The sequence below is a fragment of the Enterococcus devriesei genome, assembly GCF_001885905.1.
In the GTDB taxonomy this organism is placed as follows: domain Bacteria; phylum Bacillota; class Bacilli; order Lactobacillales; family Enterococcaceae; genus Enterococcus_A; species Enterococcus_A devriesei.
The window spans coordinates 73,835-89,076 of the sequence record NZ_JXKM01000003.1 but is presented as its reverse complement, the minus strand read 5'-3'; the positions used below and the strand labels follow the sequence as shown (position 1 = coordinate 89,076).

The window sequence follows — 15,242 nt, the reverse complement described above, 5'->3', positions numbered from 1 at the left end:
GCGATGGATTCAGCCTTACGTTTGAGAATCAAATACGACAATAATGAGAAGATCGAACAGCCAATAGAATGGCTCAAAGAATCAGAGATCGTCGCGAAATATACGCAGCTAACCAACTTAACGACGTTGGGGAAAATTTTTGCGTTGATCGGATTGGCTGAGATTCCTTATGCCGAGCAGCTACCGCAAACCCAAGAGCTAATCACTTTTGTGAATCAACACGTTGCTACGTCAGAGGGGTTTTCTTATACCGGCAAGTTAGAAGAAATCGTTCCTTGCTACAATGCGCTGTTATTGGAAGCCTACTGTCGTTTAGGACTAGGCAATACCCCAGAGGCTCAAAACGCGCTGCAATGGATCAAACAGTATCAAGTCTTCGAACGTGAGCAAACAACGAGCTGGGCTCATAAAGGCATCTGTAAATATGGCGGCTGTATGAAAGCGACGCCTTGTTATATCGGTATCGGAAAAACGGTTCGAGCATTATTGACTTATCAAGAAATTGTCACTGCAGATGACCAGCAGGTGAAGCATTTGATTCAAGTAGGTCTGGATTATATGTTGCGGCATCAATTATTTCGTCGGCTCTCCAATCAAAAACCAATCAGTGCTCATATCACGGAAAGTATGTTTCCGCAAAGCTATGCTCTTTCCTTCACCGATCTTGTTTACATCGCGGAAAAAGGTCAGCTAAGAGAACATAAGCAGACACAAGCACTGGCAGCGTTACTGTTGGAAAAACGCAGGAAAAGCGGTGGCTGGAAAAACGAGTACATTTACAAATACAAAGGCTATCTAGCTTTTGACAATCGCCGCAACGATTCTGACTGGCTGACCTATTTGTATACACGTTATCTCAAATAAAAACGGAGCTGGGACAATAATAACCCTAGCTCCGTTTTACGGATAAACGGTGGTGCAGAAGTAGCTTCTGCACCATCCTCGCTTTTATTTTAATTCGCTATAGATTTCAAGAAATTCTCCTTGATGAGAAGTACCATCTAGGAGAAGCTCCGCAATTTTCCCCGCAACATCATCTGCAGTGTGAAAGCCTTCAGCGGTCATATTGCCATTTAAATCGGTAGTCGTTGGACCTGGGTGAACGCTGAAGATCTCCAAGTCCTTCTTTTCCTTGTCAAAGTCGATGGCAAGCGCCTGCATCATAACATTTTGCGCGGCCTTCGTCGCTTTGTAGGCAAAAGGATTCCAAAAAGGATTTGGACCAGTTGGGATCGTGATGTTTACGATCCGGCCATGATTCTTTTCTAATACCGGCAGTAGACCTTGTGTTAACTGAAAGGTACCGAAGAAATTGACTTGCATCGTCGCTTGTAAATCGTCTAAGCCTTCTTCCAAGCTTGATCCGTGTCCGCCAGGAATCCCAGCGTTGTTGATTAGTAAATCAAGTTTTGCAAAATTTGTTTTGACTGTGTTGATTGCTTGAGTGATCGTCGCGGACTCGCTAAGGTCGATTAAAATAGAATCGACTTGTTGGATTCCCTCGGATTGAAGTTTTTCAACAGCGGCTTTTGCCCGTTCTTCATTTCGAGCACCGATGACGATGTGCCATTCTTTTTTGCCTAAGGCTTTCGCAAGGGCAAAGCCGATCCCTTTATTTGCGCCAGTAATTAATGCTGTTTTCATAGTAAATCCTCCGTTTTGACTAACTATTCTTTTTGAACTATGGTTAGCATAAAGCCTAAACCATGGTTTAGGGCAAGAAGAATGTTTCAGGAGGAAAAAAGATGACGACTTATTCAATCAAAGAAGTGGCGGATAAATTTGATTTAGCCATCTCCACCCTGCGTTATTACGATAAAAAAGGCCTGCTGCCTTTCGTCGCTAAAAATAAATCAGGCTATCGCGAGTTCACTGAATCTGACCTGAATTTGATACACACGATTTGCTGCTTAAAAAATACTGGAATGCCGATCCATGACATCAAAGAATACATCGAATGTTGTATGGAAGGGTCAAAGACGATCAAACAGCGAAAACAATTGTTGCAGGCTCATAAGGAAGCGGTGTTGCAGCAACAAGTTCAATTAATGGAGAACTTGAAGGAGCTTGATTGGAAGATTGAGCGTTACGAATCATCCGATGCGAAAGAAAAAATAGATGCCCAAGTAGCTTATGTAATTAAAGAAAAACAGGAGCAGCAATTAGCTCACGGCTTTCGTTTGTAAAAAAAGGCGACGCTCAAATTGAGCATCGCCTTTAAACAGGGGCATAATCTTATTCGCCTTTGGCAGCCATGTTGGCCGTCACTTTTTCATCGATCCGCAAGAAAGGCAGATAGATAAAGACGCTGACAGCGATGATGAAGATTTGTAAAACTGCGGCGCGCCAATCACCGCCGGTTGCTAGAAAACCAGAGATAACAGGAGGCGTTGTCCACGGTATTTGGACAACTACGTGATTGATCAAACCAGCCGCTGTTGCGAAATACGCAACAACTAATGAAAAGATCGGAGCCAAAACGAAAGGAATAATCAAACTAAGATTAAACACGATCGGCAGCCCAAAGATAATCGGCTCACTGATATTAAACAAAGCAGGCGAGACCGATAATTTAGCAAAGTCTTTGTAGTCTTTGCGACGACTGAAAATAAAGATGGCGATCAATAATGCGATCGTATTTCCCGAACCGCCCATGACAGCGAAGGTATCTTTAAAGGCCATATTGATAATGTGAGGAATTTGTTCATGATTGGCATAAGCCGCCATGTTTTCCTGCATATTTTGCAATAAGAACGGATCAAGTAAAGACCCAGAAATTACGGCTTGATGAATCCCAAAACCAAAGAACAAGTTAGCGATAGAAGTAATCAAGAGAAAGCCAGGCAACCCAGTCGTTACTTTACTCAAAGGACCAGTGATTGCTTTAGTGATCATTGTATTGACATCCATATGAAGTAATTGATTGACAGCAAATGATACTAAGGCAAAACAAGTAACTGTAATAATGATCGGAATCAATACGTTGAAGGATTTCAACACAGCTGGCGGGATATTCCCAGAAATTTTGATTTGAAGCTTTTCATTGTTTGAGAGCTTAATGAACAGTTCAGTTGCTAAAAGACCAACGAAAATTCCGACAAACATACCTGATGCACCTGTATGCGATCCTGGGATCACGCCTGTGACCTCGATTGCTTTTTTTGCATTTTCAGGTGTAAACATGGTTGTCATTGGTGTTAACACCATGAAAGTTGAGATAGATACTAAAACAGCAGCGATATGATTGGAATAATTTCTGCTAATACACATATGATAAGAAACTGCTGCAACAACTAAAATAGTAGTGATACCTAATGTTCCATTCGTAACAGACATACCAATTTCTTGGATCGTCATCAGGGTTTTTGGATTGACAATTTTCCCCATAAAACCGGTTGGTTCTAAAATTACATAATTAATTAAAGTTACAAAACCAGCTAACATCATGAAGGGCATGAAGGTAGCGAAGGCATCACGCAAAGTTCTTAGGTGTATTTGATTGCCTAGTTTAGTTGCGATGATCCCAAATCGTTCAAATATTTCTTCCTTTTTATTCGGTTTATCCACTTGAAATCCTCCTCAGATTTTTTGTAAGCACTTACTACGGACTTATCATAAACCGAATGCCAATAAAAGTAAATAACTTTTTTAAAAAATATATATCTTTTTTCGGAATGCAAAAAAAGAGAGCTGTATGATTCAGCTCACAGCTCTAATTCTCGACGAATACCGCTTCAAAAATAAAGTCTTGGTATAAATGTCTGGTGATGGAATATTCAAAAGGGGTCCCACTAGCTAAGGAAACACTTTTTTCAATTTCAATCATGAAACCTCCTTGCTCAATCCCTAATATCTTGGCGTCAAATTCACTGGCTAGAACACCTTTCATCCAAATATGAGAAGCATTGATCTCTAAATGCAGTTCATCTCGAATATACGCATAAACGGATTTTTTTAAATGCTTTGGCTGTAGACCAGGAATAATCGATAAAGGCATAAAGGTCTGCTCCAAAGAGTAAGGTTGTTGATCGACGAAACGACTGCGGATAATGTTGTAGACATATTCCTTTGGATCGATCGTCAACTTTTCGGCAACTTTTTTAGAAGGCAATTCGATAGAAAATGTGTGAATCTCAGATTCAACATGCTCCTCACCAACGACGCTCATTAAGCCTTCGTTAGGACCAAAAACTTTGGAATTATCGATCGGTTTACGTAAAACCTCTGTACCGAAACCACTTCGGCTGCGTAACACTCCTTCGGATACTAATAAATCTAAGCCCTTTTTGACCGTTAATTTACTGGCATCATAATAGTCCGCGAGTTCAGTGCCTGAAGGTAGTTTTTCACCAATGGCATACGTACCGTCCTCAACTTTTTTCTTCACGTCCAAATAAATTTCCATATACTTTGAATTCTTTTTCATGCGGACCTCCTTTTAAAGTAGTGTAAAGTTATAAATCATTATATACTTTTCCGTGAATTTAGCAATAAAATCTCCAACAAAAATATAGTGTTAAATAAAAAGTATATATTTTTGAATTAAAAACTATTCCATTTTTTTGGGTGGGATGTTATGATGGGACAGAATTCAATATAGAGCATACGTCTGAGGAGGATACTATGAGTAAACAACAACTAACATTTCCAGAAGGTTTTTGGTGGGGGTCCGCTTGGTCAGCAGAACAAGCCGAGGGTCGTGGTGAAACGGGCAAAGCAGAAACCGTTTGGGAACGCTGGTACAAAGAACAACCTTACCGCTTTTATCAAGGAATCAGTTCAGAAGTAACGACAGATCATATCCATCGCTACAAAGAAGATGTGCAGCTAATGAAGCAAACTGGTCATAATTCTTTCCGAGTATCAATTTCATGGGCAAGAATGTTTCCAAATGATGGAATTGGTGCAGTCAATCCCAAAGCCATCGCTTTTTATCGCGATTTATTTAACGAGATGAATCAAAATGGCGTCAAAGTATTCGCCAATCTTTATCATTTTGATATGCCGGCTGCGCTACAAGACAAAGGTGGCTGGGAGTCACGAGAAGTCGTGGATGCGTATGTTCATTTTGCGGATACTTGTTTTAAGGAATTCGGTGATTTGGTTTATCACTGGTTCACCTTCAATGAACCGTTAGGCCCAATTTTAGGCTCTTATTTAGAAGACTTCCATTATCCCAATATCATTGACTTTAAACGAGGAGCACAAGCAGCTTTCTTCACTGTCTTAGCCCATGCTAAAGCGATCGCTGCTCATAAAAAATATCAACTACCAAGTAAAATCGGTGTCATCTTGAACCTAAGCCCAACGTTTCCGCGAAGCCAAAATCCTGCGGACGTAAAAGCAGCGGAGATCGCAGATTTATTTTATGTACGGAGTTTCTTAGATCCGATGGTGAAGGGTGAGTTTCCGGAAAAATTAGTTGAACTCTTACGTGAATATGATCAGCTGCCAGCCGATTATACTGAGAAAGATTTAGCTGAGATCAAAGAAAATACGGCTCAAATCTTAGGCTTGAATTATTATGAACCCCGTCGTGTGAAGGCTCGGTTGACTGCAATCAATCCTGAAGGACCGTTTTTACCGGATTGGTTCTTCGAAAATCATGTGATGCCGGGTCGTCGCATGAATGAGTATCGTGGCTGGGAAATTTATGAAAAAGGAATCCACGATCTATGTATGGATATCAAAGAAAATTATGGTAACATCGAAGCCTTTATCTCGGAAAATGGAATGGGCGTTGCGGATGAAGCCCGCTTCATGAATGAGACGGGGCAAGTGGTTGATGATTATCGAATCGAATACATCCAAGATCATCTAGCCTATTTATGGAAAGCAATCGAGGATGGCTGTAATATCAAAGGTTATCATCTATGGGCCTTTATTGACTGCTGGTCGTGGATCAATGCGTATAAAAATCGTTATGGGCTAGTTTCGTTAGACTTAGCCACACAAAAACGAACGATTAAGAAAAGCGGCGAGTTCTATAAACAATTAAGCGATAATAATGGATTTGTGTATGATGTTGATCGGTTAGTATAAACAAAGAAGGAGTGAGTCGAAATTTGCGACTCACTCCTTCTTTATTTGCGATTTAAATGGATGTCTAGAGAAAATTTACTTTTATTGCTAATAAAATAAGATTTTGAAAATTCGAAAGCAGTTCCTTTTTGGTCGTAAGCAATTTGTTCAATGACTAAAATTGGAAAACCTTCATCAATCTTAAGAGCGGCACTAATTTCAGCATTTGCTTGATCCGCATAAATAATTCGACGTGCATCGGTCAGCTGTAATTTTGCTACATGCCCCAAATAATCGTATACAGATCCTTGTAAAATCTCTTCGTTTAATGGTGCCACTTGAGTAGGCATAATAACATGTTCCAAACTGTAGATTTGGTCATTGATTGAACGAACTCTTTTGAATTCGTAAACAGGATCACTAGCAGTGATATTTAAATTTTGTTGCTCATCTGCTAGAGGAAGTCGCGCATCGAAAGATAGTGTTTGACTAGAAATTTTTTGATCACGATGAGAGTAAGTTACACCAACGGGTAAATCTAATGGCAGCAGTTCGCTGTCGCTATTGTCTATTTGAGGTCGGATATAGGTACCAGATCCTTGTTTACTAAATACTAACCCATCATTTTCTAATAAATTTAATGCTTTTTTTAACGTAATTCGCGAAACGTCGTATTTTTCAGCAAAATATTCTTGAGTAGGTAACAAAGTCCCAGCACGATAGTGATTTGTTAAAATATCTCGCTTGATATCTGAGTAGATCTCTCGGTATTTGTACAAATTGTATACCTCCTTTTCTTTTGTTTGTATATACAATTTAACATCATTTTTGAAATTTGTAAATGTTTTTAAAAAATATTGTGTTTACAAATTTATATATTTGTATATAATTAAATCCAGAAAACGTTTTCCAATAAATTTTAAGGAGTATCGATAATGAAATTTGATATGCAAAAAGTCCAAGAGCCTCTACTGAAAGCTTCGGCTTGGGTAGAAGGTAACACTATCTTACAGGCGATTAAGAATGCTTTTGTACGAACTATTCCATTTACAGTAGTGGGATCATTTTCCAATTTAATTAAAATGCAGCTAGATGCACTTATTAAGAACCAACATATCGATAATGTCATTTTAACAAATATTAGTGAATTATTCGGTTACTTAGGAAACGCGACATTAGGAATAGTGGCATTAATTGTCGTCTTTTCTTCTGCCTATTCATATGCAGTTGAGTTGAAACGTAAAGAGAATAATGAACGATTAAATCCTATTATCGCAACTTTATTAGCTTTCGCGGCGTATTTTGTAATGGTTCCCAAAAATGTCAATTTTATAGATCCGAAAGCAAAAATAATTGAAGGATTTTCAACCTCCTTCTTCAGTTATGAAGGAATGTTTACAGGCTTAATCGTCGGAATGATCTCAGTAGCGTTGTTTGCTAAATTTACGAGAAGTAAATTTACGATAAAAATGCCTGGAAATGTTCCGCAAAATGTTTTCGATTCATTCTTCTCACTGATTCCAATCAGTGAAGTACTATTAATTTTCGGTGTTGTCCGAATCATAATCGAATCGCTTGGCTATGTTTCATTATTACAAATGATTTCGGATGTTTTAATTAAGCCTTTATTATCTGTTGGAACTGGCTTACCGGCGATTTTAGTAGTCATTTTGTTACAACAAATTTTATGGTTTCTTGGCTTACATGGGTTCAACATCGTTTGGGGTGTTGTTTCGGCTTTCTGGTTGCCATTGTTCTTAGAAAATGTAGCGAAATTCGCAGAAACACAAAGCTTTGCTGGGATTACGATTTCACCTAATACAATGACGAATGTTTACGCCATGATTGGTGGTTCAGGAGCCACTTTTGGTTTGATTATCGCCATGCTGATCTTCACTAAAAAAGGTGAGAAAGAGCGAGAAGTAGCAAAATTAGCTCTTATCCCAGGCTGTTTTGGGATTAATGAGCCGGTTATCTTTGGTCTGCCGATTGTTTTAAATCCGTTAATGTTTATCCCATGGATTTTAGTACCGATTATTAACGCGATTATTGCCTATATCGTAACTTCATTAGGTTGGGTCGTACCCTTGGTTGTTTTGAACTCAGGAAATGAACCAATTTTTATAAGTACTTGGGTTTTGGGAGCATTCCATCTTAGTCCAGTTATTTTGACGGCGGTATTAGTTGTCTTGGATGTTGTATTATATGCGCCATTTGTTGTGCTAAACCAACGCAATGAACGTGCAGAACAACGGATTGTTGAAGAAAAAAAAGAAAAACAAGCTGCGCAATTAATGGCAGAAAATATTGGATAGAAAACTGATCTATAAGAATTGAGGAATTTTTTGTTATGAAGGATGTTTATACGGTAGCACACACTCATTGGGATTTTGAATGGTATTTCACTCGTCAGGAAGCACGGGTTCAATTTATATTTCATATGGATGAAGTTCTTACAGCGTTAGAAAGTAATCAATTAGACTATTATGCATTAGATGGTCAAATGTCGATCATTGAGGATTATTTAGCCATTTTCCCGGAAAAGGCGGAACAGCTAAAAAGATTTGTAACCGCAGGGCGCCTATTTGTTGGTCCGTGGTTTACCCAGATTGATGAGATGACGACTTCTGGGGAATCGACTGTTCGGAATCTACGAATCGGAATTCAAGAAGCAGAAAATCTAGGTAATTGTATGCGGATTGGCTATTTGCCTGATTCCTTCGGTCAAAGCCAAGACATGCCCAAAATTTTTAATGGCTTCGGGATTGAACAAGCCTTATTTTGGCGAGGAATGCCCAAGGACGCAAAGACACGCTATTTTTATTGGACAAGTAATGATGGGTCGAAAGTATTAACAGCTAATATCAAAAATGGCTACTATGCAGGTGTTGACTTAATTGAACAAGATAATTTCACTGAATTAGTTGATAGAATCTCGACCGAGACGAAAAGCAGTGTGCATTTATTACCGGTAGGCGGAGATCAACGGGCTGTCGATTTCAACTTAAAAGAACGTATCGCTAAAGCCAATCATGAGGTTGAAAAAGAAGTACGCTTTGTTGAAAGTAGTTACCCTGATTTCTTTAAAGCTTTAGAACGGGAAACGTCTTCCTTTAAGGAAATTTCTGGAGAATTTATTGATCCATCCGATTCGAAAATTCATCGGGGAATCTATTCTTCACGTTACGATTTGAAACAAATATATGATCAATTAGAGCGAGTATTGACCTATCAGTTAGAGCCGATGTCCGCTTTGGCAAATACACATGGTATTGAAACAAAACAAGGGTTGCTTAATAGCCTTTGGAAAACAGTTGCTCGTGGGCAAGCTCATGATAGCGCTGGTGGGTGTAACAGCGATAAGACCAACCAAGATATCTTAATGCGCGGTGTCAATGCCTTGCAAGAAGCTCAATCTTGTATGGATTATTTGTTACGAAAGCTTAGTATCTCGTTAAATAGTAATCAAGAGAATGATTTATTTATTTGGAATCCGCTGCCGTTTGCAATGACTCGTTCACGGAAAATGCTTGTTTCTACGAAGAGTGCGTCTTTTGCGCTAGTCGATCAAAACGGGAAGAAGATTGATTTTGAAATTGTAGAGCAGCAAAAGGAAAATGCTGGCTGTTTACGTCGTGACCGATCAACAATGATTAATGAGTATTATTATGAAGCGATGATTATTGTGGCTTGCGAAATGCCAGCGATGAGCTGGGTACAGTTACAGATTGTGGAGACTGAGACTCCAGCTAAGCGAATCCAAACAGCTGAGCATCTTGAAAATGATCAGTTCTTAATCCAATTTCAAAATGGAAAATTCGATTTATTTTCAAAGATCAATCAAAAATGGTATGTGGACTTCTTGAAGGTTGAAGATGGTGGAGATGAGGGGGACACCTATGATTTTTCTCCAGCATTTGATGATTGGCTACTGAATCTTGATTTCAGTGAGGCCGGTGATGTGAACATCCAACAAGGAAGTTTAATCAGTCGAATGACTGTTAGCGGTCAATGGAAGCTTCCATATGATTTAGCTGCTCGTAAGGCACAAAAACTAAATGGGGTCGTTCATTATGCATTGGAATTGGAATTAGCAAAAGATAGTTCAGCCATTGACCTGAAAATGACTATTGATAATCAAGTCTTGGATCATCGCTTACGTTTATTAATTCAGACGGATGTTGAAGCGACCCATTCATATGCCGATACACAATTTGGTGTTATCAAACGACCTGTGGAAGATATCCATTTACATGACTGGCAGGCGATTGGCTATAAAGAAGAACCGACAAGCATGCGACCAATGCTTCACTTTTGCAACATTCATGCTGAAGATTCCAGTTGGAGCTTTTTAACAAAGGGAACGAAAGATTTCCAAATTGTCGGCGAAAATTATCAAACGTTAGCAGTCACTTTATTCAGAGGTGTAGGATTCTTAGGACGTCCAGATACCTTGAGAAGACCGGGAGATGCTTCTGGATTACAAACTAAAGTGGTTCCAACGCCGCAAAGCCAATTGTTAGGAAAGTTGGTGTTTGAAGGAAGTATTGTGATCAATTCTCATTTTGATCCGCAGGAATTGCAAATGACCTATCTGGCAGCGACTCAGGAAGATTTGTATTACCAAACGCAGACGATCAATCGGTTTACAACACCAATCCAATATTTCCCTGTGAATCCTTTGCAGAAAGAAATAGCCGGACAGTCCCTCATTTCCATTGAAGATTTATCAGTCGTGTTTAGTAGCTTCTTGCCAACAATTGATAATACTGGGTTTGAACTACGTCTTTATAACGCGGCAGATACGGTGAAAACACAATCTGGTAAGCTATTGTTTAAACAATCAGCAAATATTGTATTACTGGATTTAGAAGGGAGATTCATTCGGACAGTCGCAGCAAATGTCACGGAATATGAATTGGCGGATTTCAACAGTGGTGAGATTCGGACCTATGGTATTTACTTTAATCAACGCAAAAGTGAGGAAATACAATGATCAACCAAGCAAAGTTAATTGATGAACTAAACGCATATGCTGAGACAGTGGAATTACCCACGGCTAAACAAACTCAATTATTTCGGCAGGCCTTCATTGATACGATCACAAATACTGTTTCGGTTCGTGAAAATGGCGAGATTTTTGTGGCAACAGGAGATATCCCAGCAATGTGGTTGCGAGATTCGACATTTCAAGTATTGCCTTATTTACGGATTGCAGAGAAGGTGCCTGATGTAAAAAAATTAATTCACGGGGTCTTGGAACAACAATTGACCTATTTGATGCATGATCCATACTCGAATGCCTTTAATAAAGAGGCTGATGGCGGGCATTATAGTAATGATACATCGAATGTACCTATTTCTCCGTTAGTCTGGGAACGAAAATTTGAGATTGATTCTTTATGCGCGCCTTTTTTCTTAGGCTATCATTTGTATCAAACAGGCTATGACGAACATTTGACTCCAAAATTCTGGGAGGCTGTCTCAGTGGCTGTGGATACATTTATCTGCGAACAGCATCATGAAGTTTCGCCGTATATGTTCGTTCGGACAGATTGTCCTGCTTCAGACACAATTCCATGTGACGGCAAGGGACGTCCTATTGCGTATACCGGAATGGTGTGGAGTGGCTTTAGACCAAGTGACGATGCGTGCTACTATGGCTATTTTATTCCAGGAAATCAATTTATTACCGTTGTTTTGAAACAGTTGTTAGCTATGCTACCGGAAAATAAACAGCCGGAGCTTACTCAAAAAATGGTTCGATTGCTAGACGAGGTTACAGCCGGGATTGAAAAATACGGTCGTTTAGTAAATGAGCATGGTGAACATTATTATGCTTATGAAGTGGATGGTTTAGGGAATACGTTATTTATGGACGATGCCAATGTGCCAAGCCTACTTTCATTACCATTTTTAAGCTATTGTGAGAAAAATGATCCCGTTTATCTAGCTACGCGAAATAAAATTTTAAGTGATGCTAATCCTTATTATTATGAAGGAAAATGTTTGCGAGGAATTGGTAGTCCACACACGCCACCAAACTATGTTTGGCCGATCTCCTTGGCGATGGAAGGCTTAACTTCTGATAATCTAGCAGAAATCGAAAGAAAACTTCAAATAATTGCGACGACGGACGCAGGTACGATTCAATGTCATGAGGGAATTGATGTAAATGATCCTCAGCAGTATACTCGGGAATGGTTTTCTTGGGCCAATATGACCTATTGTCAATTGGCAATGCATTATTTAGCTTTGAAAGAGCAGGATTCAAACTGATTTTTTCTCTGGAATTTGTTTTTTTCGGTAAAGAAGATATTGCGATGATGCAGTATCTTCTTTACAATTTTGGGGAGGAAGCTAAGGACGAAGAGTTTTCCTTTGTCCTTTTTACTAAATAAACTGGATGAACTGGGAGGAGCAAGAAATGGCTCAAAAAATTTTAGCAATCGATATCGGCGGATCAGCGATAAAAAGCGGTTTATGGGAGAAGGATAGCTTAACTGAGCTGCCGAGTTTTATTACACCTAAAACGTGGGACGAAATGAAAGCGTATTTAAAATCGTTGGTAGAGGAGCACCAGATTACAGATGGGGTCGCGATCAGCGCACCGGGGGCAGTCAATGCAGAGGAAGGCGTCATTTATGGAGTGAGCGCCGTACCGTATTTGCACCGCTTTCCGATCAAGCAAGAGTTGACGGATTTCTTGGGAGTACCGGTAACGTTTCAAAATGATGCGAATTGCGCGACCTTGGCCGAGGTTTGGCAAGGAAATGCGCAAGGAATCGAAGCGGTGGCGTTTATGATCATTGGAACGGGGATTGGCGGCGGCATCGCAATTGACGGCAAGTTGCGTACTGGAGCAAATTTATTTGGTGGGGAGTTTGGCTACCAAATCATCAATCCAACAACCTTGGAAACCTTGAGTGATCTTGGCAGTCCGGTCGCTATGGCGAAGCATTTTTCAAAACTTAAAGCCGAAGACCGCGAGTATACAAGTAAAGAAGTTTTTGACTTGGCAGCGACTGGTGATGAGTTGGCGCAAGAACAGATCGATCAATTTTATGATGCGTTAAGTATTGGGATTTATAATATTTTAGTATCGCTAGACCCCGATCGTGTATTGATCGGCGGCGGAATTTCAACTAGAGCGGACTTATTGGAAAATCTTGAAGTCCGTGTCAAACGATTACTGCAAAAGAATGGTGCGAAGGAATTGAAGGCGTCAATCATGCCATGTAAGTTTTTGAATCAAGCGAATTTGATTGGAGCTGTCTATCAATTTTTAACGGAACAGGCGTAGTCATAGCATCGTTTTCTGAGGTTAAGAAAATTTTAACTGGATTTACGGTAGAAAAAGGCGTAAATTACGGAAGGAACTTTTTTTAAGTTAGAAAGCGAGTGTTTTATTTGAAAAAAATCGATTTAGCTAGAACAGCCTTGGTCGTGATTGATTTACAAAAGGGAATTGTGGGGACGGGAGAATTACAGCCGTGTAGTGCGTCAGCCGTACTTGAAAAAAACAATCAATTAGCAGCAGCGTTAAAAAATACCGCTGGCTTAGTTACGCTAGTTAACGTTGATCCGACAACGATGCAATTTTTGAATCCAGAACGTAGCGGCGGGTACGCAAATTTACCTGCAGCATTTTCAGAATTTGTGATGCCGATTGCGACGGATTCCAACGCAAAAAATGTTATTAAAGTGACAAAGCATAATCCAGGAGCCTTCTTTGGAACTGATTTAGATCTGCAGTTACGACGCCGAGATATTGATACAATCATTCTGACCGGTGTTGCTACAGCCAACGGAGTTTACGCGACAGCTTTGGACGCCTATCAACATGGTTATAAAGTTATCGTGGTTGAAGATGCCTGCGCCGATCGTGATATTGAATTGCATCAGATCTTTTTTGAAAAGTTGTTTACTAAGCTAGGTCAGGTGGCAACGACGAAGGAAGTTTTAGAAATGATTTAAGGGAAGTGGGGGAGTTTTTCTCTCGCTTTTTTTTAGCAAATTTCATTCAGTAGAAAAAGTTGACTTGAAAGAAAAAACAAAGGAACCGCTGCCAATAAATAATGATACAATAGAGCTTGAAAACATCGGACACGCGAAATTCGTAACTCTGTATGTGGAATAAAACTAAATGATTGTGAGTGAAGCTTAGTGGAAAAATTATTTGGCGGGATCGAAGCCGGCGGTACAAAATTTGTTTGCTCTGTAGGAAATAATGACTTAGAAATCATCGAACGGGCCAGCTATCCAACAACTACACCGGAAGAAACGATGGCGTTAGTGATCGGCTTCTTTAAGAAATACGAGGAGCAGCTAGTCAGCATCGGTATTGGTTCATTTGGTCCAATCGATATTCATCGGGATTCGAGAACCTATGGCTACATTACATCAACACCGAAGTTAGCGTGGCAAAATTATGATTTTGTCGGCACAATGAAGCAGCATTTCGATTTGCCGATGGCATGGACGACTGATGTGAATGCAGCTTGTTATGGTGAGTACGTGAAAGGCCGCGGCGATGGTGTCAACAGTGTGGTTTATTACACAATCGGTACCGGTATCGGTGGTGGCGCGTTACAAAAAGGCAACTTTGTCGAAGGCTTTAGTCATCCAGAGATGGGGCACGTACTGGTTAGCCGCCATCCAGAAGATGATTTTGAAGGGGTTTGTCCTTTTCACGGTCATTGCTTAGAGGGGATGGCTGCTGGTCCGGCAATTGAAAAACGCTTAGGCCGCAAAGGGCAAGACTTGAGTGAAGATGATCCATTTTGGGAGATCGAAGCGGATTACATTGCTCAATGTGCGTATAATACTACGTTGATGTTTTCTCCTGATGTAATTATTTTTGGCGGCGGTGTGATGCAGCAAGAGCATTTAGTCAAAAAAGTTCGCGCACGGTTCAAAGAATTGGTCAATGACTACGTGAAAACACCAGCTTTAGAGGAATATATCGTCACGCCAGCATTAGGCAATAATGCCGGAACAATTGGCTGTTTGGCTTTAGCACGTGAAGCAAAGTTACATTCATAAAAAAATTTTTTTAGAGTGGAGGAATCCACTCTTTTTTTGTTTTAAGGGACACCCTTCATTTAATCCTCTGTGTATTCATCCTTCAATCAAATCAATAAAATCCAAATCCTTAGAAAATAGTTCGCATCCACTTTTTTATAAGAAGCCGATTTTTAGGAATCTCAAAATCAAAAAAA

The 15,242-nt window shown here is 39.9% G+C and carries 13 protein-coding genes; 9 read left to right on the top strand and 4 right to left on the bottom strand.

Going from position 1 to position 15,242, the window contains the following annotated elements; genetic code table 11:
• The first annotated feature begins 3 nt into the window (after positions 1–3).
• Positions 4–864 carry a hypothetical protein gene (locus tag RV00_RS05140; protein ID WP_071861548.1) on the top strand — a complete coding sequence of 287 codons (861 nt, stop codon included), beginning with the start codon at positions 4–6 and terminating at the stop codon, positions 862–864.
• An 84-nt stretch (positions 865–948) separates the two neighbouring features.
• On the opposite strand, the gene RV00_RS05135 is transcribed toward RV00_RS05140, so the two are convergent.
• Positions 949–1,644, bottom strand: a complete 696-nt coding sequence (locus RV00_RS05135; protein ID WP_071861547.1) for an SDR family NAD(P)-dependent oxidoreductase — start codon at positions 1,642–1,644, stop codon at positions 949–951.
• A gap of 101 nt (positions 1,645–1,745) precedes the next feature.
• Between RV00_RS05135 and RV00_RS05130 the strand changes: the two genes are divergently transcribed.
• Positions 1,746–2,186, top strand: a complete 441-nt coding sequence (locus RV00_RS05130; protein ID WP_071861546.1) for a MerR family transcriptional regulator — start codon at positions 1,746–1,748, stop codon at positions 2,184–2,186.
• 49 nt (positions 2,187–2,235) lie between these two features.
• Here RV00_RS05130 and RV00_RS05125 read toward each other — a convergent pair whose 3' ends face one another.
• On the bottom strand, positions 2,236–3,567 hold the full coding sequence (locus RV00_RS05125; RefSeq protein WP_071861545.1) for a PTS sugar transporter subunit IIC: 1,332 nt from the start codon (positions 3,565–3,567) through the stop codon (positions 2,236–2,238).
• A gap of 145 nt (positions 3,568–3,712) precedes the next feature.
• Positions 3,713–4,426, bottom strand: a complete 714-nt coding sequence (locus RV00_RS05120; protein WP_071861544.1) for a GntR family transcriptional regulator — start codon at positions 4,424–4,426, stop codon at positions 3,713–3,715.
• Positions 4,427–4,623: 197 nt separating this feature from the next.
• Between RV00_RS05120 and RV00_RS05115 the strand changes: the two genes are divergently transcribed.
• Entirely contained in the window at positions 4,624–6,042 is a 1,419-nt protein-coding gene (locus tag RV00_RS05115; RefSeq protein WP_071861543.1) for a glycoside hydrolase family 1 protein, read from the top strand.
• A gap of 41 nt (positions 6,043–6,083) precedes the next feature.
• Here the strand turns inward: RV00_RS05115 and RV00_RS05110 are convergent, their stop codons facing one another.
• Positions 6,084–6,800 carry a GntR family transcriptional regulator gene (locus RV00_RS05110; RefSeq protein ID WP_071861542.1) on the bottom strand — a complete coding sequence of 239 codons (717 nt, stop codon included), beginning with the start codon at positions 6,798–6,800 and terminating at the stop codon, positions 6,084–6,086.
• 156 nt (positions 6,801–6,956) lie between these two features.
• Between RV00_RS05110 and RV00_RS05105 the strand changes: the two genes are divergently transcribed.
• From RV00_RS05105 to scrK, 6 genes are all read left to right on the top strand, one after another.
• A complete protein-coding gene (locus RV00_RS05105) occupies positions 6,957–8,336 on the top strand; it encodes a PTS sugar transporter subunit IIC (protein ID WP_071861541.1) in 1,380 nt (459 codons plus the stop codon).
• Positions 8,337–8,371: 35 nt separating this feature from the next.
• On the top strand, positions 8,372–11,017 hold the full coding sequence (locus RV00_RS05100) for a glycoside hydrolase family 38 N-terminal domain-containing protein (RefSeq protein ID WP_071861540.1): 2,646 nt from the start codon (positions 8,372–8,374) through the stop codon (positions 11,015–11,017).
• Positions 11,014–12,300: a glycoside hydrolase family 125 protein gene (locus RV00_RS05095; RefSeq protein ID WP_071861539.1), complete on the top strand. Its 1,287-nt coding sequence runs from the start codon at positions 11,014–11,016 to the stop codon at positions 12,298–12,300. Before RV00_RS05100 ends, RV00_RS05095 begins: the two co-directional genes overlap by 4 nt.
• A 148-nt stretch (positions 12,301–12,448) precedes the next feature.
• Positions 12,449–13,324 (top strand): ROK family protein, encoded by an 876-nt coding sequence (locus tag RV00_RS05090; RefSeq protein WP_071861538.1) that lies wholly within the window; start codon positions 12,449–12,451, stop codon positions 13,322–13,324.
• A gap of 107 nt (positions 13,325–13,431) precedes the next feature.
• Entirely contained in the window at positions 13,432–13,998 is a 567-nt protein-coding gene (locus RV00_RS05085; RefSeq protein WP_071861808.1) for an isochorismatase family protein, read from the top strand.
• Between the two features lie 189 nt (positions 13,999–14,187).
• A complete protein-coding gene (gene scrK, locus RV00_RS05080; protein ID WP_071861537.1) occupies positions 14,188–15,066 on the top strand; it encodes a fructokinase ScrK in 879 nt (292 codons plus the stop codon).
• The last annotated feature ends 176 nt before the right edge of the window (positions 15,067–15,242 follow it).

Excerpts from the sequence above, each read along its gene's own strand:
- RV00_RS05140 (WP_071861548.1), top strand. The coding sequence starts at position 4 with ATGGATTCAGCCTTACGTTTGAGAATCAAATACGACAATAATGAGAAG.
- RV00_RS05135 (WP_071861547.1), bottom strand. The coding sequence starts at position 1,644 with ATGAAAACAGCATTAATTACTGGCGCAAATAAAGGGATCGGCTTTGCC.
- RV00_RS05130 (WP_071861546.1), top strand. The coding sequence starts at position 1,746 with ATGACGACTTATTCAATCAAAGAAGTGGCGGATAAATTTGATTTAGCC.
- RV00_RS05120 (WP_071861544.1), bottom strand. The coding sequence starts at position 4,426 with ATGAAAAAGAATTCAAAGTATATGGAAATTTATTTGGACGTGAAGAAA.
- RV00_RS05115 (WP_071861543.1), top strand. The coding sequence starts at position 4,624 with ATGAGTAAACAACAACTAACATTTCCAGAAGGTTTTTGGTGGGGGTCC.
- RV00_RS05105 (WP_071861541.1), top strand. The coding sequence starts at position 6,957 with ATGAAATTTGATATGCAAAAAGTCCAAGAGCCTCTACTGAAAGCTTCG.
- RV00_RS05100 (WP_071861540.1), top strand. The coding sequence starts at position 8,372 with ATGAAGGATGTTTATACGGTAGCACACACTCATTGGGATTTTGAATGG.
- RV00_RS05095 (WP_071861539.1), top strand. The coding sequence starts at position 11,014 with ATGATCAACCAAGCAAAGTTAATTGATGAACTAAACGCATATGCTGAG.
- RV00_RS05090 (WP_071861538.1), top strand. The coding sequence starts at position 12,449 with ATGGCTCAAAAAATTTTAGCAATCGATATCGGCGGATCAGCGATAAAA.